We start from the raw sequence: 23,594 nt of genomic DNA on the forward strand, positions 1-23,594 counted from the left end.
GACTCGAGGTGTGATAGCTCCAGTCTCCTAAATCCGCTTTGAATGGACAACCTCCCGAAAGCTCACAACTAGAGCCTCGGCCGGGGTCTGGTATCCGAGCGATGAGTGCGGCCGGAAATGGTTGTACAACACGACGACAGAACACCCACGGGACCGAGGTTCGCGAGCTTTTGTATCCGTGGCATCCCTGGTCCGGGCAACCCGTTCACGTGCATGAGGCGGTGTCCAAAGGGAAGCATATTTCCGCTGCAGCCTTTCTGGTTCTTCTTCTGGTCGACTTCTTGAGGTCCCATCGTGGATGTTCGACCGATCAATGAGTGGTTGTTGGCGCAGCCTGGCGGTTCCGCACGTCGATCTCGCAAGCCTGCATTCTTTGGCAAGATTGCTGAAGGACGCTGATGCCTCATCGCAATCTTCGGTAATGGGCGCAGCACTTTGGTCGACTCAGCCTATTCAACGCCATGGTGAGGCAGCTAAATGCTGACTTCCAAGAGAACCTTGAGCCTGCCCATCGATGCAAAATAGCTAATAGCGCGGCAATCAGGATGAGACGCTTGCGACAATCTGGATGAGATTCTTAGGTCGCGGTCGGGATCAAATTATCATGCTGATTGCCGCTGACAAGTTCTTCGTCGTTTTCTGATTGCCGCTCCGCGACAGACAGCGTTGATGTCCTGATTGTCGCAAACGAGGCCGGTCGGCCGCGCTGGCGTTTTTCCTCAAGCGCAGTTCTGCGGCGATAGCTTTCGACGTTCATCTCGAAGATCGTGGCATGGTGCACGAGCCGGTCGACTGCTGCGAGTGTCATGGCAGGGTCGGGAAAGACCCGGTTCCACTCTCCGAACGGCTGGTTGGCGGTGATCAGGATCGACCGGTGCTCGTATCGTGCCGAGATCAGCTCGAATAGCACGCTTGTTTCCGCCTGGTCCTTGGTGACGTAGGCGAGGTCATCGAGGATGAGCAAGTCGTACCTGTTGAGTTTGTCGATGGCAGACTCAAGCTGCAGTTCCCTTCGGGCGACCTGAAGCTTCTGCACAAGATCGGTGGTCCGGGTGAACAGGACCCGCCATCCGTTCTCGATCAGCGCAAGGCCGATGGCAGCAGCAAGATGGCTCTTTCCTCCGCCGGGCGGACCGAACATGAGGATGTTAGCTCCCTTGGCAAGCCAGCTGTCGCCGGCGGTGATTGCCATGACCTGCGCCTTCGAGATCATGGGTACAGCGTCAAAGGCGAAGCTGTCTAAGGTCTTTCCGGGCGGCAGGTGCGCTTCGGCGAGATGCCGTTCAATCCTGCGATTGGCACGCTCTGCCAGCTCGTGCTCGGCAATAGCCGACAGGAAGCGAGCTGCCGGCCATCCTTCCCGGTCCGCCTCTTCGGCAAATCGTGGCCACAGCATTTTGATCGTCGGCAGCCGGAGCTCGTTGAGCATGATGCCGAGGCGTGCTTCATCGATAACGTGGGCGTTCTTCATGCCGCTTCTCCCGTCCCGATCAGGGCCTCATAACCGTTGAGCGATGCGAGTTGCACATGAACGGTCGGCAGCTTGGCTGGATCCGGACCGAAGAGCGCTCGCATGGTAGCCAGATTGGGTAAGTCACCAGCATCGAGTATCCTGGCCAATTCTTCGGCAAGTTCGCGTTCGCAACCACGGTCATGCGCGAGCGCCAGGAGTTCGACGGTGATCTTGCAAGCCTGCTTGTCGGGAAGATGCTCGATGAGGGCTTCGAAGGCCTTGCGATATTCCTGACGCGGGAAGAGCTTGTCGCGATAAACGAGGCCGCGGAGCGCCATCGGCTTTTTGCGCAGGGAATGGATGACGTGGTGGTAGTTGACGACCTGGTCGTGTCGGCCGTCGGGATGGCCGCGTCCTCGGCGCAACGTCATCAGATGCGTACCGCCGACAAAGACATCCAGCCGATCGTCGAACAGGCGAACTCTTAACCTGTGGCCGATCAGGCGGGATGGCACGGTGTAGAAGACCTTGCGCAAGGTGAAGCCGCCCGTCCGGGACACCGTAACGACAATCTCTTCGAAGTCCGTGGTCCGGCGCTCGGGCAGCGCCTGCAGATGGGATCGCTCAGCATCAATGCGCTTGCCATGGGCAGCGTTGCGACGGCTGACGATGTCATCGACAAAGGCGCGGTAAGAACTGAGGTCGTCGAATTCCTTGGCCCCCCGCATCAGCAGGGCGTCATGAACAGAGTTCTTGAGATGGCCATGGGAGCTTTCGATAGAGCCGTTCTCATGCGCGACGCCTTTGTTGTTGCGCGTCGGCGTCATTCGATAATGGGAGCAAAGCTGATCGTATCGGTGGGTGAGATCGACCTTGGCATCGGCGTCGAGGTTGCGGAATGCCGCCGACAGGCTGTCGCTTCGATGATAAAGCGGCGTACCTCCCACGGACCACAGGGCATTTTGAAGCCCTTCAGCCAGCGCGACAAAGCTTTCGCCGCCGAGAATGACATGGGCATGTTCGAAGCCCGACCAGACAAGCCGGAAGTGATAGAACAGGTGATCAAGCGGCTGGCCGGCGATGGTCACACCAAGACCGCTGGCGTCGGTAAAATCCGAAAGGCCCAACCGGCCTGGCTCGTGCGTTTGGCGGAAGATGACCCCCTGCGCTTCGCCATGGACAGCACGCCACGACCGAATGCGTCGTTCAAGCGTGCGGCGGATACCTTCAGAGAGTTCTGGATGTCGGCGCAGCATCTCGTTGTAGACAGCGACGGCACGGATACCGGGTGCGGCCTTCAGGAGCGGGACGACTTCGGTCTCGAATATCAGCTCTAAGGGATCAGGGCGGCGGCGTCCGCGCGGCGCTTTGCTCTGAGAAGGCAGTTGTACCTCCTTGTCGAGGCGGTATGCCGTGGCTCGGCTGATCGACGCTTTTGACGCGGCGACCTCTACGGAATGCGTTTGTCGGTACTTCATGAAGAGTCTCATCTGATGATCGGTTAAATGGCGACCCGGCACAAACTGGTTCTCCAATCCAGAAAACCGCAAATGTACCGGACCGACCGCGATCATGAGACGCCGAAAATCTGCGCCACGCCGGGGTATGACTACGATCGGGCTACGCCCTCACTCCGTCACACCCCGGCGCGAGTCTCATCCTGATTGACGCTGAATCTCATCGAGATCGCCGCTACGCATAAAAGAGCCAGCCTGCCCGTCTAACCAATGCGAGCAGAACTCTCGGGACATTGTCACCCAACTTGTAGAGGGCCATCTTCGGCGTCAAGGCGCAGACCTCAACCGCTTCCGAGCAGAGAACTACGTCGGGTGCTGGACATATTTGTGAAGAACCCAACACGGCACAATACTTTTATCATCACGGAATGGGCGCGGCAGTCGGCCAGCAGCCAGGCGCCTGTAAAATCCAAGTGTCGAGCCGACAGGGCCTTGAAGGCATGCCTGAAACCAGGATGAGGGAACATATCGCCGGATTGGGCCGAGTTGAAGAACGTTGTGGGCAAGAATCTGTGCCCTCACCTCATCAGTCCAATTCCGCCGCCGCCGCCGACAGGTGATCTTTGAGCTCATTTGGGGATCGTTAGCGTTCAGCTTCGGTAGGCGGACGTGCATTTTTGCGATGGTGGAAGTTGTCGGCAGGTGGGCAACACGTGAAATATGGTTCTTCACTGAAATCGAGGGCATCAGACACGTCCCGCGCTCGCCGCGACAGAGCGTCCGACGAGACCTCGAACCATCTTCCGCGAACACTTCATAGCACTGCCTGCAACGTGCTTCGTGTAGACTGCAATCTTCAGTACATCGTTAAGCGAGGTCGTGTCTGAACAACACCGTAGGCATGCCGGATCCTCCGTATTCGAGATGGAATAGAGCGCCTCAGGAATGGTCCCATTTCATCCCGAGGAGGAGAAGTGAAATTGCCATAGTGGCGTGGCGGCGTTTGTTCGCGAGGCTCATGCTACGTGAGTGTCGAGAAGATTGCGACGGATTTAAGTTTCGATCGCCGTGGTTTACCGGAATGCACCTTCCGCTATTTCGCCGCCGAGACGTTGGTCGAGTTCCTCGTGCTGGCCGTTGCGGCAACTTGGCGATTCACGCCGCCACCGCGCGCCTATCGCTGCGGCAGCACAGCCGGCTTCGACGCATCTTCATTCAGACAAGGCGATGGCAAAAATCATCGTCACGCCCGCGCGCGCTGGCCCTGTCGAGATTGCGGCCTTCCTGATGAAAGGCGACGTCGATCCGCTGGACGCCAAGAAGTGACCTTCGTCTTGTCGACCCCCCCTGCGGGAATAGAGCCAATCAAGCGTGCGGCGCGCCAGTGGGAGGACGGCACTTGGCGCGAGAACGTGCCGTTGCGGCAAGTGGAACATCCGTGTCGATTCTCGCGTCAGCGATTTTGAGCTTGCTCGGGCTTCCGGCGAGATTGAAATTGGGAATTTGAATGCCTTCACTGCAAACACACCGGATCTTCATTTTACGTGGCGCAACTTTCCTCAAACGAACCCGCACCCGTGCGGTATTTGGCCACATCCTCGCCGAGGCCGGAGCCGGAATAACCGGGTCCGAGCTTCACTCTCATCACATCAAGGGTGCCTGCCACGAGCAAACGCCTTATAATTGGCGCGAAGCCAAACCGCGTCGGTGACAGGGCACTCACAGTAATGGGCAGGGTGCGGCTGTGGGCCGGCAATTGCTTATTTTGACGCGTCGCTTTTGTTGGCATGCGCCTGAATTTGCGTGCATCGCTCGATCAGGTGCTCGAACGGCTCGGAATCGCCGAGCAGCAGGCCGTCGTCGACCATGCGCGCGTAATCCTCGCCGAGCGCACGCAGACCTTCTCCGGATGGCGTCAGAACCAGATTGCCGTTGACGGCTGCGGCGTAGTCGATGGGCGAGCGGTCGGCCGCCTTTTCCGCAAAAAACATGGATTTGTGTTTCGCCACGGCATTGGCGAGTTGCCGATCCGCGGATGCTTTGTCGGCGAAACCAGCATCGTCCAGCCGGACGACATCATGCCAGTGGCGGGCAAAACGATCGCCGCGAAGGCGCTCCTGCAGGCAGAAGACATGGATGGCGGTCGCTTTCTCCCACAACGTCCGCTCCGCGTGCATGACGCGGGGACTCGCTTTCGGAAATTCGACACCATCAACCTGGCCCGACGCGTCACAGTCGACGGATACTGGCCGGCTCGCCGGTCGACCGCGCTCCGAATTCGAGCATGACGCTCGGGGCGACATAGCCGGATCCGCTGCTCACCGCTTCATAGTCGAGGTAGAGCGTATCGTCCTCGAGGCGGATTGCCGCCGGAAGAGATTGAACGCGCAACGCGCCATAACCGGCTCCACCGAGCCCGCCACCCAGACCGGAAGCCGCTTTCGCACCTCGCTGGTCCAGTGTTTCTCCTCGCTGCGGGTTTTCGGCAGTGCTTCGTCATTGTCGCCAACCAAGTCCGGCGCCAGGGCGCGGATATCGTAGGTCAGGTCGACATCCTCGGAGAACCTTTTGATGACACCGTAGGCTTTCGAAAGCGAGGTGCCGCCCTTGAAGACGAGATGCTCACCGAGCTTGGACGAAAAGAGCGTCTGCAGCGTCCAGACGACCCAGACATCCTTTTCGAGGAGATGAATGGGCCGTCCGGTGCGGTCGGCCGCCACCGCCAAGGCTTCGCGTCGGTTATCCTTTGACAAGGTCAGAAACAGATCAGCGATGCGCAGCCTTTCCTACGCTTCTTGCAAGCCAGGTCGGAAACTGCGGAGCCGCCGCCACCAGCTCGCCGAACGCGTTTGGCGGCAGCTTTCGCTTGATCCGCGACAGTGCTTCATCGGCCCTTTCCGGCCCAAGCCATGCAAGTGCGCGGACCGCCACGCCAGCAGGTCGATCGGCCAAGGCCAATTGCCAGCGCGGCACGTGCTTGAGCTCGACCGTCTGCTGTCCAAGGGTCATCGTCCGGCTACGGCCGGATGTCAGGTAGACGGAGCGGACCGGGACCTGGGAGGTCAGGCCCAGGGCATTTGCCGCGGCGGCGCCATCGAGACGATGACCTCACCGCGCTGCTGCGCCACCGCCTCTACGGCCTGTTCGACCGTCGGCGGCCGACTGCCAAAGCGACTTTTGACGGGCCGCATATAGATACCACGGCCCGCCCGGACGAGCTCGCCACGCTCGGCCAGGCGCGACAGAGCCTGATCCAGGGCGGCTCGATTTCCGAGATGCAAAAAACTCTTTGCCGAAAGCGCGGTCCTTCCGGCAGTCGTTCAGCATGTCCCATGATTTGCTATGTCAGCTTTTGCATGGCATTTCTCTTGTCAGAATTATATGCAAGTTTCTGACAGTTTGCAATGAGAGGGGAAGACGGCGAGCCCGGACGGTGCTGACCAATTTTTATCGGTCAGTGACCCGCTGTCTCTTCACAATCACGATTCATCTATCAGGCCGTCAAACACTTCCACCATCGCATCGCTGATGGCCTTGCCTAGCGCGGCTGCAGCGTTTGCAAGCGCCTCGTCGTCCATATCGCGAGCGGCCATCGCAAAAGCAGTTCCCTCGGACGTTACGATTTCCCGCGCCCGCTCAATTGCCCAAAGGCCGAAGTCGCTGCGGCTGCTGATTTCCACGGTTTCCATGTTGTCCCCTGATTTGTTCGAGAGGACGGCTTATACCGATTTGCCGGACAATGCAGTCTGAAAACCGAGCCCGAGGACCGACTTTGATCTGTCTCGTGAGCGCATTCCCTACGGTAGCGTGCTCTATTGCGCCGCACCTTGGCGACTGCGGTGTCACCAGCATTTGTACTGCGGTATAATTTGGAAGCGCTATGTGGGGGTCAATGGTTCAATTTTGCCGCTCCGATAGCACCCATTTGTCATATCACTGAAAAACTTCTGACCTAACGAGGCTTTCCGGGCCTCCGTTCAGGGTGCGGCCGTCGATCAGGAGTGACGAAATCATGTTGGAACGTGTTGGCAGCGGATCGAAAGAGGTCGAAACCCTGGTCGTGGACCTCGACCAGAAAGACGTGACTGGCCGTTCTGCATCGACAAAAACCATCGACGCCGGCGAAATACGCAAGATCGCGCCGAGCGGCAACGGGCAGGCACTCGACATCTCCGCTGCGCGGGGCTTCGTCGGGTTTACCCAGAGCAAAAGCGGCGCCACCGCGATCCTGGTCGATGCAAAGGTGAGCACGCCCGAAACCGACCCGGGCAACGATCTCAAGATCGACCTGGACGGTTTGAAAAAGGTTGCCGCTTCCGAATTCGGCAGCACCGTTCCCAACAACATCACCCACCTGTTCAACCCGACCATCCAGGCGATGGCCAAGCAGTTTTACGGGGGAGACAGCCCCGCGGTGCGCGATCAGTTCAAGGCCGACGTCAAGGCGCTTCTCGGTCCGCTGCTCGACAAGGTAGGCGCCGGAGAGGTCAGTCAGGCTGATCTTGGCGGCCTTCTGGAGCGCCTGACCTCGCGTCTGAGCGCTCCCGGCGGCAAGGAAGTCTGGGGTTACCGCCACGCGGTACAGACCGCGCTCGAAGGGCTCGTCATGGGCGCCAGCCTGGTCTCGAAGCTCCCGGCCAATGCCGAGTGGGACAAGAGCGTCTCGCCGCTACCCTCCAGCAATCTCGCCAGCTATTCGTTCAACGACGTCATGGCGGCAATCATGATCGGCACCGGGCTGGCCGGCAAGGGCATTGCGGCCAACGGCTCAGATCGCGGGCGCTTCTTCGCCGGCAGCGGCGGTGACGCCTGGATCGCCGAGCGTATGTTCGCCACCACGGACAATGGCTGGAGCAAGACCGTCCAAAATCTCGATCTGCCCTATATCGACAGCGACTATCTGACATCGAGCCTCAAGAAGATGGACCTTGTCATGTCGGGCTCGGATGCCATCGAGCCGGTCGTGGAGCGCCCGATCGACGAGAACGACATCCTGGAAAGCAAGGTGCTGCGCGGCTACGCTCCGTCGACCGCCTATGAGCCGACGCTGAAGAAGCTCGACGAACTCAAATACGGCATTCTCGGCGACGCCGTGAAGGACGTGAACCGGAATTTCGTCGCGCCCGACAACATGGACCACCTCGACCAGCTGACGCCGGAACAGAAGGCGACGGTGCTCTACGATCTCATCGAGATCAAACAGCAGTTCAATGGCTATATGAACCAGTATGGCGACAGCGTGCCCGATGGCGAGCGCGTCGGCAAGGACCTCGATGCGCGGATCGAAAAGCTGACGGCCGATCCGGCGACGCAGCAGCATCTCTCGGATATCTTCGCGAGCGGCATGAAGGAATATCTGCAAAGCCCGGAGAATTCCGATCTGCTCACCAACATCGAAGACGCCTATCTGATCGATATCGGCGGCGGCAAGGCGATCGACCGGGCGCTGAGCGCCGGCAAGAGCTTCGAAGATGCCCTGAAGGATTATTATTCCGAACTCAACACGCTCGTCGATCTCCTGCCCCAGGATTATATCGACGCGCATCTCGACGCCGCGAACGTCACCTTCTCGAACATCGTCAAGGAACATTATATCGGCGACGGCCAGGGTGTCGATCTCGAGCCGCTGCTGTCGGGTCCGGATGACACATTTGTGCCCGGCGCAACGAATGACGCCATCAGCCAGTTGGCAAACACCTTCGCCGAGGATTTCATCAGCAAAAACGGCCCGGCAGATGGCGGCGAGACGCTGAAGCAGAACCTGGCGCAGGATATAGCGCGCGACGTCGACGGCGTTCTGCGCATGGTGCGCGGCGGTATGAAGCTCGACGACGCGCTTGCCTCCTTCAAGGATTCGCTCGACCTGCCGCGCCAGACCCGTACACCTGCCGGCATCGATGCCGAAGTGTACAAGGCCGGTCTGATGCACGCCGTGCAGATGCTGACGATGTCGAGCGTGCTGGTGGCGCACGGCCTCGGTGTCGGCGGCAAGTGGACGCCGGCCGATATCGCCGCTGCGGTCGGCTCGGCGACACAGATCGTCGGCATGACGATGGAGGGGCTCGGCAAGAACCTCGACGTTGCCGGCAAACCGTTCAGCGCCTTCGGCAATCAGCCTGGCAGCTGGGGCAAGGGGATCTCGATGAACTTCTCGCCGAAGACGATGGAAGCGGCAGGCAAGATCCTCGGCGCGGCCGGCGGCCTCGCCATGGCCGGCCTCGGCTTCTATTCGGCGTCGCGGTCGATGAAGGCCGGCGACCGCGCCAAGGGCGCGCTCGAAATAATCGGCGGCATTGCCGGTACCGGCAACGCGCTGATCGGTTTCTCCGAGGCGATGCTTTATCTGACCAATGCCATGTCCCGTGCCTTTTCCGGACTCGGAACGGTGGCGCCGGAAGTCGTGACCATCTTCAGCAGCGCCGCCAAAACCGGCCTTGCCGCGGCCGGACTGGTCACCGGCCTCGTTGCCTCGGCCGTCGGGCTGGCGCTTGGTCTGTGGGATATGGCCAATGGCGTGAAGAAGCTCGACAAAATGGAAAAGCAGCTGAACGAGAAGCTTGAACGCTACACCGGCGAGTCCGTGCATCTCGAATTTGGGCCAGACCCGTCATTCATCTGGTAGAGGCAGAGGGGCGGCAACGATGACCGCCACAGCCTGGGAAATACCCTGCGACCCCTCGGTAAAAATGTGATTTTTGATCTCCAGGCGCGAGGCCGCTGCATTTTATGCAACCGCGATGTCCGATCGGGCTTGAATTATCACGCAAAGGTCGATCTTATGCCTAACGTAAGGTAAACGACGTCATCCGCGAAAAGCGGAAAAAGAAAATCAAAGGGAACGCATGTCATCGATCGCACCAGCATCTTCGGATATCGATACGGTTTCATTTCTCCGGCTAAACGCCAATTCCGATCCAAAGTCCGAAAATTCCACGAGCCAGGGCAAAACCACGAGCACCACGGTCAAGAAGGCATCGCCTTTTGCCTCTGACGGGACCACGACGGCAGCCCTGACGATTTTCTCCTCTATATCGGCGCAGACGAGCAGTCCGAAGTTCGTTTCGCTGGCCGCCACGTCGAATGGCACGTCCCGCCCTACCGCGCCGATCCAGCCGGTCATCGATCTCCTGTTCAATTCCGATTTCATGAGCGAGATCAATCAGGGCTTCATGGAAGGGCTGAAGGACAAGGACAAATCCTTCGAGAGCATCGACGTCGTCAAAAACCCTCACAATTACACTGCCGAGCAGAAACTGATCATGTATCTCGATCTGCTTCAGACCAAGGCGACCTTCGGCCAATACAAGGACAGCCTCGGCGACAACCAGCGCGGCATCTACAACGACCAGGAGATCCTGAAGGATCTCGACAAGTCGATCGCCATCCTGGGCTCGGACCCCGACGTCAACTCGCTGATGACGGAGAAGGCGCTGAAGGCCTTCAAGCTGATCTTCTCCGGTTATCGCGTGGCGCCGGCCGATACGAACAAGGACGCTTCCGAGATCATCAACGACACGATAACGCGTGACGAGAAGATGAAGGACCTGCGTACGAAGGTCGAGGATGCCTTTGAGCGCGACATCGTCAATGGCGGCCTGCTGAATGACGGTCTCAAATCCGGCAAGGACGTCACCACCATTCTCAAGGAATATAATGCCGCCCTCGGCTTCTATTCCATGGTGCTTCCCGACGATTTCGTAAAGCAGCGCTCGGCGATTGCCGACAAGACCTATGCCGAATTCTTCGACAAGAACGTGCTGCCGACGATCTCCGATCCGACGACGGCGCTCGATGGCCTGATCCGCATGGGACTGGCCGGCAACAAGACCGAGCGGGAACTGAAGGGGCTCGGCTCCATCCTGCCGGTTGTGGATTTCGACCAGTCGCTCGGGCTCGGCGGGAGCCTGTTCCCCGATCTCAAGATCGACCTCGACGGTTTGAAAAAGGTTGCCGCTTCCGAATTCGGCAGCACCGTTCCCAACAATATCACCCACCTGTTCAACCCGACCATCCAGGCGATGGCCAACCAGTTTTACGGGTCAGACAGCCCCGAGGTGCGCGATCAGTTCAAGGCCGACGTCAAGGCGCTTCTCGGTCCGCTGCTCGACAAGGTAGGCGCCGGAGAAATCGGCATCGGCGATCTCGCCGGCAATCTGGAGCGCCTGACGTCGCGCCTGAGCGCACCCGGCGGCAAGGAGGTCTTGGGCTACCGCCATGCGGTGCAGACCGCGCTGGAAGGGCTCGTCATGGGCGCCAGCCTGGTCTCGAAGTTGCCGGCCAATGCCGAGTGGGACAAGAGCGTCTCGCCGCTGCCCTCCAGCAATCTCGCCAGCTATTCGTTCAACGACGTCATGGCGGCAATCATGATCGGCACCGGGCTGGCCGGCAAGGGCATTGCCGCCAACGGCTCAGACGGCGGGCGCTTCTTCGCCGGCAGCGGGGGCGACGCCTGGATCGCCGAGCGCATGTTCGCCACCAAGGACAATGGCTGGAGCAAGACCATCCAAAGTCTCGATCTGCCCTATATCGACAGCGAATATCTGACATCGAGCCTCAAGGACATGGGACTTTCCATGTCAGGCCTGATGAAGACGCTGATGCCCGGCACGGATGTGATCGATCCAATCATCGTCGACGGCAAGACCGCCGAAGAGGCGATCAAGAGGATCATCGCCCCGAGCCTCGACGCGCTGGCGGAAACCCTGTTCAAGGGCAATGCCGATGCCATGGCGCAATACAAGACCAATTTCACGACGATCTTCACCGCGCTTTGGGCGACGATGCGACCGGGCGGCAGCGTCGAAACGATCAAGGCCGACCTTGCCAAGCTGATCGACAAGACCGCGACGGCGGCGCCGGCAGGGGTCGATCCTGTCAAATACAAGGCGGCGCTCTCTTCCGGCGTGATGTCGGTGCTTACCGCATCCCGCTCCATCTATGCCGGCCTCAACATGACGAGCCCGACCTGGGACAGCATCGGCATCGTGGTTCTGCACGCCCTTGGCGCTCTCGCGCACATGGGCAGTGCGCTCGGCTCGGCGATCAAAGCCTCGAATTTTTCGCTGCTGGATGGGATCAGTTCACTCGTCGGCGTTTCCGACGAGCTGGCGCGGGCGCAGCGCAGCGTGCTCTCCGCCTTTTTCAAGAATACCGGGACGACGGTTGGCGCCGTTGCCGGCGTCGCTTGGCTGCCGGTGGAATATTACCAGTTCCTGCAGGGGCTCACCAGTGGCAAGGGCGATCCGGTCGATCTCATCTTCATGGGTATCGGAACCGCGGCGGACACGGTCGGCGCGATCGAGGGCATCGCAGGCGTTGCCAATATGCTGGTGAATTCCACCTTCCTCGGGCGCACGGGCGCAACGGTAGCGCTCGTCTCCGGCGGCTTCTCGCTCGCCTTCGCGATCGCCGGCGCGGTGTCCTGGGCGGCCTGGGCGGGCTTTGCCATCTACCAGAGCATCAAGCAGGAAAAAGCCTTCCACAAGCAGACCGACATGATGAACGACATGCTTAAGCGCACTGTCAACGACACGGTCGGCATCTACGCCAAAACAGGTCAGCGCGTCGGCGCCAAGGGCGGCGTCGCCCCCGCGCCCCGCGACCCGGAACAGCGCGAGCTGACCCCTGAGAACTGGGACGCGATCATCGCCGATATCGAGAAGCGCCGCGGTACGGCGGTGGGCTGATCCGGGACGCTTTCGCAACACCAAATATCTGGGTACTCACAGGCCCGGTTGGCGTAGAGGCGGTCGGGCCTGTGAATATTTGATAGCAATAAATTTAAGTATGAATTTCATGCGCAATCTGGATATCTGCTGCGCTTTATGGATAAAAACGTTCAATTTTAATATAAAGGTCGAGAAAGTTGTCAAAGCGATTGTAATTTCCGAAAATTAACCATCGGTTAAGTTTAAACAATTGACCGGCCGTTTTTTTATCCATATCAAATCATGCATTCATTTTGATAACTCCTTGATGGAAGTGCTCATATGGCCGTAGATGCAGTGAATTCCGACCTGAACCTGGCGCCTGCAAACCCTGTCTCGGTGGAGCTGACGACTGATAAGACAGATTCCAAGGACACCACCGGCAGCACGACGAAAAAGGTCGATCCGAACAGCGAGAGCGAGATACTCTCCGCTGCCGTGGACGCGTTTCTGCCAGGCATGATTTCCAACACCCTGATGCTGAACAATTCGCTTTTCAATTTCGCCAAGGAGGCGATCGACGAAGGCAGCGACGAGTAGCGTTCCCGTTCATCGTTTGCAGTTGACGTGTACCGAGTTGAGGAATTGCAATGAGCGGAGAAGAACTTACCGGCCGCGCCTTTACGCCGCCCGTTGATGGCGTATCGACAGGCAATGTGCTGAAGACCTCGGAGATCGTGGCGGAGCGGATCGGGCTGCAGCCGGCGGATTTCGCCGGCCTTCGGCCAACCGAACTCACCTCCATTCCCAACATCCAGGGCCGCAAGATCGCGCCTGAGTCCGACGCCGTCCCGCCCTCCTATTCACCGGAAGGCAATACCAGGCCCTCCAGCATTCTCGACCGGCTGTCGGCATTCTTCATGCCGGTGGCCGGGAACGGCCAGCCGGAGACGCCGCTGGTGCGATTTGCCGCGGACAAGGATCACAGCGGCCCGAAGATCGAAGACATCACGACATCGATCGACCGGCTGGAGAAATCACAGCAATTCGCGACCGGCACGACGCTGCTGTCGTCACTCACCCAGTCGGTGATGTCGTCGTCCAAACGGCTGACGCAGGGCCAGTGAATATCATGATCACATCGGCCCTTGCGAGATCACCGATCACTTCGCCCGCGCGCAAAGTCCTTCCGAAGGCCGCCATGCTCGCTTTCTGCCTGTTCCTCGCCGCCTGCAGCCAGGACGTGCTGACGGGACTCGATCAGCGCGATGCGCTGGATGCTCAGGTCCTGCTCGAACGCGCCGGCATCTCCGTCACCATGAGGAGCGAAAAGGGCGGGACCTATGCGATCGCCGCTGAATCAGCCGATCATGCCCGGGCGATCGAGTTGCTGGCGGGCGCCGGTCTGCCGCGTCAGTCGTTCGGAAATGTCGCCGAACTCTTTCCCGGCAACGGCTTCCTTGTGACGCCTTACGAACAAAAAGCCCGGATGAGCTACGCCATCGAGCAGCAGCTTGCCGAAACGCTTTCGGGGCTTGACGGCGTGGCGACGGCGCGCGTCCATGTGGTGCTGCCGGAGGAAAACGGCCGCGGGCTCATCAAGGAAAAGGCGAGGGCGGCGGCCGTGTTGCAATATCGCCCCGGCGCCAATCTCAACGAGATCGACATGAAAAGCCGGTCCGTTCTGGTCAACAGCATCCGTGATCTCTCTTACGAAGATGTCTCGGTGGTGGTCAGCCCCTGGTCGGAGGTCGGCGCGCCGGCGGCCCCGCCGGCAACGGCAGCATCGGCCCCGGCGGCAACCGTGACGCCGGCACCCGCCGCAGCGCCATTCTCGATGGTGCAAAGCGCTCTCTCGGCTTTCAAGGCCCCCAATCTGGCCGTGATCGGCGCAATTATCCTCGCCATCGGGGCATGCCTGCTGCTGCTGTTGCCGCAGCGGAAGGAGCGCTGAGCATGCGCACGCCGCGTTCGGACGGCGAGGCGATCTCGGATGCGGCGAGGATCCGCAGGGCAGCGCTGCTTTCCGCGGATATGCTGACGGCCGCCCGATGGGATGGGACCGCGCCGCTCCTTGCCGATGGGTCTACCCTGTCGCGGCGGCTGCACCGGCGGCTTTTCACGGAGATCGCAGAAGCCCATGGCGACCCCGCCACATTTGCCGACGGCGCCCGCCGCCTGATTTCCATGGACGCGGACGGACTCTCAAAGGCCGCGTTCCGGGCGGGCTTCGCCTATCATCTCGCAGCCTTCTGCCCCGCGGTCGATCGCCCGACCCTTGCGAGGCTCAGGGCCGCCTACGGCGAGGAAGCGGTCGCATTCGCCCTCGGCCACATCAATCTTTCCACGGCAACGCCGCCGCTTGATCTGTTGAGCGAGCAGGCAAGGCATGTCGTCGAGGCCGATGGCTGGTCGATGCTGACGCTTCTGGCAGACGAATATCGGATCTCTGCGGCATGGCGGTGGGCGGGCTGGCGCGACATGGCCGAAAACGGCTCGGCTTCCCTGTTGAAGAGCCCGGCGCTCGTTCTGGCGACGGCCGCCGTCGACGAGGTCGCCTCCACACAGGAAGGCGCCGGACGATGAGCTCGGGATTTGCACGCCACGACCGCATCATTCCGGCGGAAAACTTCGGCCAGATCAGGGAGGCGGCGCAAATTCTGGCGGCTGCCCGCCAGGACGCCGCCCAATCCCAGGCCACACTTGCAGCCGCCAGCGAGCAGGCCGCCCAAAACGGCTATCGCGACGGGTTCGAACAGGGCGTTCGTGATGCCGCCGCACGGCTTGCCGCCTCGCTCGGAAAAGCCGAACAGGAGATTGCCAATCTCGACAGCTGGGTCGAGGCGGTGGTTCTGAAATCGGTCGGATTGATCCTCGGATCGATGGAGGCCGACGAACGCACCAGGCGATTGGTCCGCCACGCCATATCCCAGACCGCAGAGGCCCAGGAGATCGCCCTCCATGTCGCCCCCGAGGATGCCGCCATGATCGCCCAGGCAATTGCGGATATCGATCATCGCATCACTATCGAAACGGATCCGCTGATGTCTGCCGGCGAGATCGTCCTGGAGACATCGGCGGGACGAAGCCAGATCGGCTTGAAAGACCAGCTCGCCACCGTGATCGAGGCCCTCGTCCATGGCTGACGCATTGCTTCGCATGGAGCGGACGCTCGAACAGACGGACGTGCGGCGGCAGAGCGGCCGCGTGACGAGTGTTTCGGGCCTGCTGGTGCGGGCGCTCATCCCCTCGGTTCGGATCGGCGAGCTCTGCGAACTGCATGAGCCGGGCAGGGGCCGCATCGGCCTCGCCGATGTCGTCGGTATCGACGGCGAGACGGCACTTCTCTCGCTTCACGGCGAAACCCGCGGCATCTCCCAGCGCACGGAAATCGTCCCGACCGGCCGGGAGCCGGCGATCTCTGTCGGCAACTTCCTGCTCGGCGCGGTCGTCGATGCGCACGGCAACGTCCTGCGTCCCTCCGCCAATCCGGCCGGCGATGACGCGCGTTTCCTGCAGCCGCTCTACGGCCAGCCGGTCAACCCCTTGTCGCGCCGTCCCATCCGCCAGCCGTTCACCTCGGGGATTGCCGCCCTGGACGGATTGCTGACCTGCGGGCAGGGCCAGCGCATCGGTATTTTCGGCGCGCCCGGCGCCGGCAAGTCGACGTTGGTGTCCCAGATCGTCGCCAACAACAAGGCCGATGTGATCGTCTGCGCGCTGGTGGGGGAACGCGGACGCGAGGTCGGCGAATTCGTTGCCGACAACATGCCGGAAGGCGTTGCCTCGAATGTGGCGCTGGTTCTGGCGACATCGGATCGCCCGGCGCTGGAGCGGTTCAAGGCGGTGATGACGGCAACGGCGATCGCCGAATATTTTCGCGAGCAGGGAAAACATGTGCTGCTCGTCATCGACAGCGTCACCCGCATGGCCCGCGCCTTGCGCGAAGTCGGGCTTGCTGCCGGCGAACCGCCGGTGCGGCGCGGCTTTCCGCCTTCCGTATTCGCCGTCTTGCCGCAGATCTTCGAGCGCGCCGGCAACAGCGCAAACGGCACGATGACGGCTTTCTATACGGTCCTCGTCGAAGGCGAAGAGCAGGACGATCCGATCGCCGAAGAAACCAGGTCGCTGCTGGACGGCCATATCGTGCTCTCTGACAAGATTGCCAGGGCGGGCAATTTTCCGGCGATCGATGTGCTGGCCAGCCGAAGCCGGACGATGAGCGCGGTGGTGAGCGAGAGCCATCGCCAGGCAGCCGACAGGCTGCGCGCCCTGCTGGCCCTCTATGACGAGGTGGAACTGCTGATCCGCGTCGGCGAATATCGCCAGGGGCGCGATGCCGCCGTCGACGAGGCCGTCGCCAAACACGGGCTCATCCAGCGCTTCCTGTTTGACGGCCAGGGCAAGCCGCAGCCGTTCGGCGCGATCGTCGAAGCGCTCGAGGAGCTTGTCCGATGAATATCGCCGCGCCCGCATGGCCCGACTCATCGATGGCCGGGAGCTTCTTTTCCCGTTCCGGCACGACGATGCGCGCCGCCTGGCAAATTCCGGTCCGGGAGCAGACGCTTTCCGTTCGCCCGCTGTCCCCCGATATCGCGGCCACGCGGATCGCCGATCCTGTCGGCATTCTCTGCCGCGTCGGCGAGCAGGATCAGATGCTGATTGCTTCGGCCGGAGCATTGCGGCTGCTGGCCGAAAGGCTGGAACCGCTGCTGCTCTGGGAAAAACTGTCACCGCATGAAAAGGCGGCGGTGGTGGAACATCAGTTCGCCGAGGCCTTCGAGGCAATCGAGAACAAGATCGGCATCGGCCTTTCGCTGCTGGAGATCGGCGCGCAGCCGGAGCCGGATTTTAGCGGCAATTTCGGCTTCGAAATCGGCTGGAGCGGCATGAGCCTGCCCTTGAGCGGCCGTTTCGATGAAACCTTCCTTGCCGGCCTCGTCGGCTGGGCAAGCCGCCTACCGCGCCGCACGCTCAATGCCCTGACGACGGCGGTCAACATCCGGCGCGGTTATGCCGTGCTGTCGGTCGGTCAGATCAAATCCCTGCGATTGGGGGACGGCATCGTCATCGATGGGGGGGCACCGGAGACCGTGGTCGCGATCACGGGTGAACGTTACCTTGCAACCTGCATGCGCTCGGACAAAGGCGCGGTCCTCACCGAGCCGCTCCTGTCGACGCCAACCGGACCAATGAGGCATTTCATGACGAATGACACCGTCGATCAGGAATTGCAGGGCGAGCCGCGTCCGTCGCCTGTCGACAGCATCCCGATCAAGCTGGTCTTCGATGCCGGACGGCTGGAGTTGCCGCTGCGCACACTCGAGACGATCGGCGAGGGCTATGTGTTCAACCTCGACAGGCCATTGTCGGACGCCGTCGATATCATCGCCCAGGGCCGCATTATCGGACGGGGCGAAATCATTTCCGTGGATGGGTTGAGCGCCGTTCGCGTCACGGCGCTGCACGACTGATGGAACAGAGCTTTCCTCTTGCCCAGAGCCTCGCGGCAATGGCGGCGATCTCGATGCTGCCGGTCATTGCCGTGATCGCAACCTCCTTCACCAAGATTTCAGTCGTCCTGCTGATCGTGCGCAATGCGATCGGCATCCAGCAGACGCCGCCGAATCTCCTGGTCTTTGCGATTGCCATCGTGCTCTCGGCCTTCGTGATGAACCCGGTGCTGCAAAACAGCTGGCAATTGCTGCTCGCCCATAGCGGCGATTTCGGCACGGTCAGTGGCATGGCGGACGGCATGATCAAAGTGGCAGCGCCGCTGAAGGATTTCATGCTGAAATTTTCCGACGCCGAGGTGCGCGACTTTTTCGTGCAGGCGTCGCAGAAGATCTGGGCAAACGCGCCGGCAACCCCCATTGCCTCCGACGATATCACCGTGCTGACGCCAAGCTTCCTCGTTTCGGAACTGACGCGGGCCTTTGAAATCGGATTTCTGATTTATCTGCCCTTCCTGATGATCGACTTCGCCGTCTCCGCCATTCTGGTGGCGCTCGGCATGCAGATGATGTCCCCGACCGTGGTGTCGACACCGCTGAAGCTGCTGCTGTTCGTCTCGATCGACGGCTGGCGGCGATTGCTGGAAGGTCTGGTGCTGTCCTATGCGCAGTGAGCATCGCGCCTTGACGAAAGCCCCGGTTCGAGCGCCTGCCGCGCCCACGCGAAAGGCCTGCCACCATGGGTGAAGACCAGGTCGCAGCTGAAATCGGCATGTCCGTCATGGCGACCTTCGCCTTGGCCGGCCCCATTCTGGGCCTGGCCGCGCTTCTCGGGCTGATCATCGCCATTTTCCAGGCTGCAACGCAAATCCAGGAACAGACCATCGCGCAGATCGTCAAGATTTTCGTGATCTCCATCACCCTGCTGCTGTTCGGCCGGGTGCTGGCAACGCCGCTGATCGAACATTCCGTTCATATCCTGAACGACTTCCCGACCATGGTTCAGTGAGGCGGGGCGGATGGGGCCGGATCATCTTCCGCTCGTCGGCATCGAGGTCGCGGCACCGGCCGCAGCCATGCTCGGCGCCGCCCGCGCGCTCGGGATCCTGCTGATCTTCCCGATCTTCTCGCTGTTCAGCATCGTCGGCATTCTGCGTTTCGGCCTGGCAATCGGCCTTTCGGCGCCCTCCGTCGCCTTCGCCTATTCGGTGCTGGCTATCGGAGATACGTCCTGGTTCGATCTGGCCGCCCTTTCGATGAAGGAACTTTGCTTCGGGGCGCTCATCGGCATGGGGCTCGGCATTCCCTTCTGGGCGGCCCAGGCGGCGGGTGATATGACCGATGTCTATCGCGGGGCCAATGCCGCCAATCTCTTCGACCAGATCAACGCGCTGGAAACCGCGCCGCTCGGCTCGCTGATGATGTCGATCGCCCTGGTGATTTTCGTCAGCGCCGGCGGCATCATCGATCTGGTCGCGATTTTCTACAAGTCGTTCGAGTTCTGGCCGCTCTTCAAGCTCATGCCCGCCATGCCCGACGATCCGCTCGACATGATCCTCGGTGTATTCGGCCGGCTGTTCAAAGCGGCCGGATTGCTTGCCGCCCCGTTCATGATCGTCACCTGCGCGCTCGAATTGTCGCTGGCCTTCGTTGGCCGCTCGTCGAAACAATTCCCGCTGAACGATAGCCTGCCGGCCATCAAGAACTTCGCGGTCGTGGTCATTCTCGTCATCTACACGGCCTTTATCTCCAGCTATTTCCACGATCTCTGGATCGACGGATTCAACGAGGTGAAAGCCATGCTGGAGGTGACCCATGGCCAAAAATGACGATACCGAGGAAAAAACCCTGCCGCCGAGCCGGGTGAAGCTCGATCGGCTCCGCCGCGAGGGCCAGGTTCCCCGCTCGAAGGAAATCCCGGTTGCGATCTCCGTCCTTGCCATCGCCGTCTACGTCACCTGGGGCTTGCCTGATATCCTCGAGGATTTCACCCGCAGTTTCGATGCCGGCCTTCAGTCCGCCGCGCGAGCCGACGTCTCCGACGCCGTCACTGTCGGCTTGAGCGAAACCGGCGTGGCGCTGCTCGATCTCATCTGGCTGCCGCTTGCCATGGGTCTTGCCGCGACCATCCTGGTGTCGATCCTCGACGGGCAGGGGTTTCCCGTATCGTTCAAACATATGAGCTTCGATTTCACCCGGCTCAATCCGTTCGAGGGCATCAAGAGGCTTTTTTCGCTCGCGAGCATCGCCGAGTTCGTCAAGGGGCTCGTCAAGTTTGTCCTGCTCGCAACCGCCGGCGGCGGTGCGATCCTCTATTTCCTCAACAGCATCTTCTGGTCGCCTCTTTGCGGAGAAGCATGCACGCTCTCCACGACAGCCCATCTCCTCGGCTCGATCCTCGTCATTGCCGCCGGCATCATGGTGGCGGCGGCGTTTTTCGATATCCGCATTTCGCGCGCGTTGTTCAGGCACGAACACCGCATGACCAAGACCGAGGCGCGGCGCGAATACAAGGATACCCAGGGCGACCCGAAGCTGAAATCGGCGCGCCGGCAAATCGGCGCGGAAATGCGCAGCAGCCCGCCGCGCAGGCAAGGATCAGGCCGGCAATGAAAAGCGGGAGCCTAAGCCGCCCGCTTGATCTTCGCTTTGCGGTTCCGGTGGTCGGGCGTCTCAGACGCCCGATTGGTTGTCACCTACACGCGTCCAGTTCTTCACATCGTCCAGCGTGATATCGGAGAGGAACGTCACGCTGGCAAGTGAGCTGTCGGTGCGGAAGACGTTGCTGCCGTGGGAGAACGCCCCGCCATCGATGGTGACGTCGGCGTCGATCTGCTTGCCGCCGTTGGTGCGCACGAGCGTGGTAAAGCCGTCAGCGACGAAATCCTTCAGATAGAACCTCGTGTCGGCATTGATCTGGAAGATCTTGTCGGTCGCGCCCTTGGCGGAGCCACCGATAATAGTGATGTCGCCGGCGCTTTTTACCGTCAGCGCATCCTCGCCGACATTCTGCCAATTGACGTTTTCGAGCGTCGCGCCGTCATAGACGTGGATTCCGTCGGCGCCATTCTCGCCGAGATCGACATTCTTGAGCGTCGCGCCGTTCTTGAGAATGAACAGCGGCGATTGGGTTTCGGACTGGCCGCCATCGCCGAGCTTGGACGAGGCCGTATAGGTCGCGCCCTTGCCGTCGAACACGCCGCCATCCACGACGATCGGCTCGTTGACGACGATGACGCTGCCCTCTTTCGAGAGGTCGGGTTTTTCCGTCGTGGTCTGCAAAGTCGTGGCCTGTTTCTCGTCGGATGGATCCACCTTCTTGGAGTCGGATTGCCAGTTGATGTGCTTGCGCAGCAGATCCTTGGGGTCGGAATCCATGCCGTTTTCCGACGTTTCCCGCGAATTCGGCACATAGGAGGTCAGTGTCGGCGGGTTGCCGGAGAAATCTTCGAAGGGCGAGACCTTGCGGGTTCGGATGGTGGTGAAATCCGTGTCGGCCCTATTGCTGCCGCCAAGGCAATCGGACTCAAGGTCGAAACGGGAGGTTCTGTCGAAGTCTATGGGCCTTTGTCCATCTACGCCACACATTGCATTCATCCCCAGTTGGTCTCGTCTACTTCACTTGCTCTATCAGCCCGGCCTTTGTTTGGAGCCGGCAGCGTTCCGGATTTGCCCGATCTCTCCGATGGTTTCGATCGTTATATCCCTGTCGATCTCCTCCGCCGCCAGCACCGGAATGCGGCAGTTGTGGTGGATCATCAGCGTCTGGGTGAGCAGGCGCCACTCGCCCGGCACGATGATGATGGGATCGTATCCCCGCTCGTTGGCGTCCTCGAGAGCCTGCCTGGCTTTCTCGGCCAGCAGGCGCAGCCTTTCGGCTATCTCGATCTTCTCGGTCGCTCCAGCGGCGTCATAGGAGCGGATGAAGTGGTCCCATTCGGCGGGAAGCACCAGCGCCGGCAGCAATCCGCGCCGGTCGAGAAGCCCGAAGGCGATCTGCTTGACCAGCGCGGCGCGCGCCATTTCGGCCAGGGCATCCGGCGCGTGATCGGTGCCGGCGTGCAGCATCACTTCCAGCAGTCCGCGCGGCTGGGAAAGCGTCACGCCGGAATCCAGCAGGCGTCTGACGACCGCGACCGTCAGCATCAGCGGCACCTGGGTGGCGACGTCGATCGCCAGTTTGCCGAGACGCGGTTCGAGGCTGCCCAGCCATTGTGCCGCGTCGTCGACGCTGAACAGGGCGCCGATATGGCGGCGGACGATGCGCACGATGCCGTCGGCAATCTGTTCGGCCGTCCGTTCGGGACCGCAGCTGACGAGACCGGCGGGCACGTTTTCGACCTGAAGGTGGATCAGATCCTCGGCCATGCGGGGATCGGCGTTGAACGTCGGCACCGTCACGGAGACGCCGACGGCGCGCGCCGCCATGCGGATCCGCCCGTCCAGCATTTCGCCGAGTCGCATCGCCTCAAGCCGCGCCAGCGTTTCCACCGCGACGGTGGCGATGACGGGATCGCCATATTTCGTCCTGTCGAGCGGATAGGAATTGGCGCTTTCCACGGCATTCGCCGATGCGGCCGCGGCTGGGCCGGCGCGCCGGCGATGCACCATGAAGGCAAGGCCCGCCAGACACAGGCCGATCGCGCCGAGCACGCCTGTGGGAAATCCCGGCACGAAGCCCGCGCAGATCGTCAGCGCCGCCGCAATCGCCAATGCACGGGGCTCCCGGAAGAGTTCGCGGCCGATATCGCTGCCGAGACTGCCGTTGCCGTCATCGGACACGCGGGTCACGACGATACCGGCCGAGACTGCCATCAGAATGGACGGAATCTGCGACACCAGACCGTCGCCGATCGACAGCAGCGTATAGAGATGGGCGGCCTCGGCGAAGCTCAGGCCCTTCTGGAAGATACCGATCGCCAGGCCGCCGATGAGATTGACGGCGACGATCACCAATCCTGCGACCGCATCGCCCTTGACGAAGCGCATGGCGCCGTCCATCGCGCCGAAGAACTGGCTCTCCTGTTCGAGACGCGACCGGCGCTTCTGCGCGGCTTCCGTGCTGATATGGCCGTTGCGCAGGTCGCTGTCGATGGCGAGCTGCTTGCCCGGCATGGCGTCGAGCGTGAAACGGGCGCCGACCTCGGCGATGCGCTCGGCGCCCTTCGTCACCACGATGAACTGCACCAGCGCCACGATCAGGAAAATGATCAGCCCGACGACGACATTTCCCGCAACGACGAAATCGCCGAAGGCCATGATGATCTCGCCGGCATCGGCGTCCGCCAGCACGAGCCGGGTCGAGGAAATCGTCAAGGCCAGGCGGAACAGCGTGCCGATCAGAATGACCGCGGGAAAGGTCGAGATTTCAAGCACGCTCTTCAGATAGGTCGTGGTGATCAGCACCACGAAAGCGAAGGAGAGATTGAAAGCGATCAGCACGTCCAGAACGATTGTCGGAAGCGGCAGCACCAGCATCGTCACGACGGAGGCGAAAAAAACCGCAAGCAGCATATCGGTGCGCTGCGCAAGCATGGCGAAGGCGGATGACCTTACCTTCATGATCCGGCTTCCGACGCCATCG

The 23,594-nt window shown here is 61.1% G+C and carries 19 protein-coding genes and 2 pseudogenes; 13 read left to right on the top strand and 8 right to left on the bottom strand.

Features of this window, described 5'->3' with window-relative positions:
• Positions 1-577 precede the first annotated feature (577 nt).
• The 5 genes and pseudogenes from istB to CO666_RS31415 form a co-directional block, all read right to left on the bottom strand.
• Positions 578-1,471 (bottom strand): IS21-like element ISRel5 family helper ATPase IstB, encoded by an 894-nt coding sequence (gene istB / locus CO666_RS31380; protein WP_004672573.1) that lies wholly within the window; start codon positions 1,469-1,471, stop codon positions 578-580.
• Entirely contained in the window at positions 1,468-2,973 is a 1,506-nt protein-coding gene (gene istA / locus CO666_RS31385; RefSeq protein ID WP_026188833.1) for an IS21-like element ISRel5 family transposase, read from the bottom strand. Before istA ends, istB begins: the two co-directional genes overlap by 4 nt.
• 1,697 nt (positions 2,974-4,670) lie before the next feature.
• A pseudogene (locus tag CO666_RS34355) lies at positions 4,671-5,684 on the bottom strand (nucleotidyl transferase AbiEii/AbiGii toxin family protein).
• A pseudogene (locus tag CO666_RS31410) lies at positions 5,677-6,244 on the bottom strand (DUF6088 family protein). Before CO666_RS31410 ends, CO666_RS34355 begins: the two co-directional pseudogenes overlap by 8 nt.
• A gap of 145 nt (positions 6,245-6,389) precedes the next feature.
• Positions 6,390-6,599: a hypothetical protein gene (locus CO666_RS31415; RefSeq protein ID WP_004672578.1), complete on the bottom strand. Its 210-nt coding sequence runs from the start codon at positions 6,597-6,599 to the stop codon at positions 6,390-6,392.
• 323 nt (positions 6,600-6,922) lie between these two features.
• On the opposite strand from CO666_RS31415, the gene CO666_RS31420 reads away from it, so the two are divergent.
• On the top strand, positions 6,923-9,532 hold the full coding sequence (locus tag CO666_RS31420; protein ID WP_011053319.1) for a hypothetical protein: 2,610 nt from the start codon (positions 6,923-6,925) through the stop codon (positions 9,530-9,532).
• A 207-nt stretch (positions 9,533-9,739) separates the two neighbouring features.
• On the opposite strand, the gene CO666_RS34770 is transcribed toward CO666_RS31420, so the two are convergent.
• Positions 9,740-10,030: a hypothetical protein gene (locus CO666_RS34770; RefSeq protein ID WP_004672580.1), complete on the bottom strand. Its 291-nt coding sequence runs from the start codon at positions 10,028-10,030 to the stop codon at positions 9,740-9,742.
• Between the two features lie 25 nt (positions 10,031-10,055).
• On the opposite strand from CO666_RS34770, the gene CO666_RS31425 reads away from it, so the two are divergent.
• From CO666_RS31425 to CO666_RS31480, 12 genes are all read left to right on the top strand, one after another.
• Positions 10,056-12,596, top strand: coding sequence for a hypothetical protein (locus CO666_RS31425; protein ID WP_004672581.1), 2,541 nt, complete (start codon positions 10,056-10,058; stop codon positions 12,594-12,596).
• A gap of 303 nt (positions 12,597-12,899) precedes the next feature.
• On the top strand, positions 12,900-13,157 hold the full coding sequence (locus CO666_RS31430) for a hypothetical protein (RefSeq protein ID WP_004672582.1): 258 nt from the start codon (positions 12,900-12,902) through the stop codon (positions 13,155-13,157).
• A gap of 50 nt (positions 13,158-13,207) precedes the next feature.
• Positions 13,208-13,684: a hypothetical protein gene (locus CO666_RS31435; protein ID WP_004672583.1), complete on the top strand. Its 477-nt coding sequence runs from the start codon at positions 13,208-13,210 to the stop codon at positions 13,682-13,684.
• Positions 13,681-14,511: a type III secretion system inner membrane ring lipoprotein SctJ gene (sctJ, locus tag CO666_RS31440; RefSeq protein WP_042120090.1), complete on the top strand. Its 831-nt coding sequence runs from the start codon at positions 13,681-13,683 to the stop codon at positions 14,509-14,511. The genes CO666_RS31435 and sctJ overlap by 4 nt, the downstream gene beginning before the upstream one ends.
• A 2-nt stretch (positions 14,512-14,513) precedes the next feature.
• Positions 14,514-15,143: a hypothetical protein gene (locus tag CO666_RS31445; RefSeq protein ID WP_004672585.1), complete on the top strand. Its 630-nt coding sequence runs from the start codon at positions 14,514-14,516 to the stop codon at positions 15,141-15,143.
• A complete protein-coding gene (sctL, locus tag CO666_RS31450) occupies positions 15,140-15,703 on the top strand; it encodes a type III secretion system stator protein SctL (RefSeq protein ID WP_004672586.1) in 564 nt (187 codons plus the stop codon). The genes CO666_RS31445 and sctL overlap by 4 nt, the downstream gene beginning before the upstream one ends.
• On the top strand, positions 15,696-17,015 hold the full coding sequence (locus tag CO666_RS31455; protein ID WP_004672587.1) for a FliI/YscN family ATPase: 1,320 nt from the start codon (positions 15,696-15,698) through the stop codon (positions 17,013-17,015). Before sctL ends, CO666_RS31455 begins: the two co-directional genes overlap by 8 nt.
• Complete coding sequence (locus CO666_RS31460) at positions 17,012-18,031, top strand: FliM/FliN family flagellar motor switch protein (protein ID WP_011053324.1); 1,020 nt, start codon at positions 17,012-17,014, stop codon at positions 18,029-18,031. The genes CO666_RS31455 and CO666_RS31460 overlap by 4 nt, the downstream gene beginning before the upstream one ends.
• Positions 18,031-18,684 carry a type III secretion system export apparatus subunit SctR gene (gene sctR / locus CO666_RS31465; RefSeq protein WP_008534263.1) on the top strand — a complete coding sequence of 218 codons (654 nt, stop codon included), beginning with the start codon at positions 18,031-18,033 and terminating at the stop codon, positions 18,682-18,684. The genes CO666_RS31460 and sctR overlap by 1 nt, the downstream gene beginning before the upstream one ends.
• Positions 18,685-18,749: 65 nt before the next feature.
• A complete protein-coding gene (locus tag CO666_RS31470) occupies positions 18,750-19,019 on the top strand; it encodes a flagellar biosynthetic protein FliQ (RefSeq protein WP_004672590.1) in 270 nt (89 codons plus the stop codon).
• 10 nt (positions 19,020-19,029) lie between these two features.
• Positions 19,030-19,839 carry an EscT/YscT/HrcT family type III secretion system export apparatus protein gene (locus CO666_RS31475; protein ID WP_004672591.1) on the top strand — a complete coding sequence of 270 codons (810 nt, stop codon included), beginning with the start codon at positions 19,030-19,032 and terminating at the stop codon, positions 19,837-19,839.
• Positions 19,826-20,623: an EscU/YscU/HrcU family type III secretion system export apparatus switch protein gene (locus CO666_RS31480; RefSeq protein WP_011053325.1), complete on the top strand. Its 798-nt coding sequence runs from the start codon at positions 19,826-19,828 to the stop codon at positions 20,621-20,623. Before CO666_RS31475 ends, CO666_RS31480 begins: the two co-directional genes overlap by 14 nt.
• A gap of 60 nt (positions 20,624-20,683) precedes the next feature.
• Here the strand turns inward: CO666_RS31480 and CO666_RS31485 are convergent, their stop codons facing one another.
• Positions 20,684-21,598 carry a pectate lyase gene (locus CO666_RS31485; protein WP_004672592.1) on the bottom strand — a complete coding sequence of 305 codons (915 nt, stop codon included), beginning with the start codon at positions 21,596-21,598 and terminating at the stop codon, positions 20,684-20,686.
• Positions 21,599-21,640: 42 nt separating this feature from the next.
• A complete protein-coding gene (locus CO666_RS31490; RefSeq protein ID WP_018247140.1) occupies positions 21,641-23,572 on the bottom strand; it encodes a flagellar biosynthesis protein FlhA in 1,932 nt (643 codons plus the stop codon).
• Between the last annotated feature and the right edge of the window lie 22 nt (positions 23,573-23,594).

Origin of the sequence: Rhizobium chutanense (assembly GCF_002531935.1) — a bacterium.
Classification (GTDB): domain Bacteria; phylum Pseudomonadota; class Alphaproteobacteria; order Rhizobiales; family Rhizobiaceae; genus Rhizobium; species Rhizobium chutanense.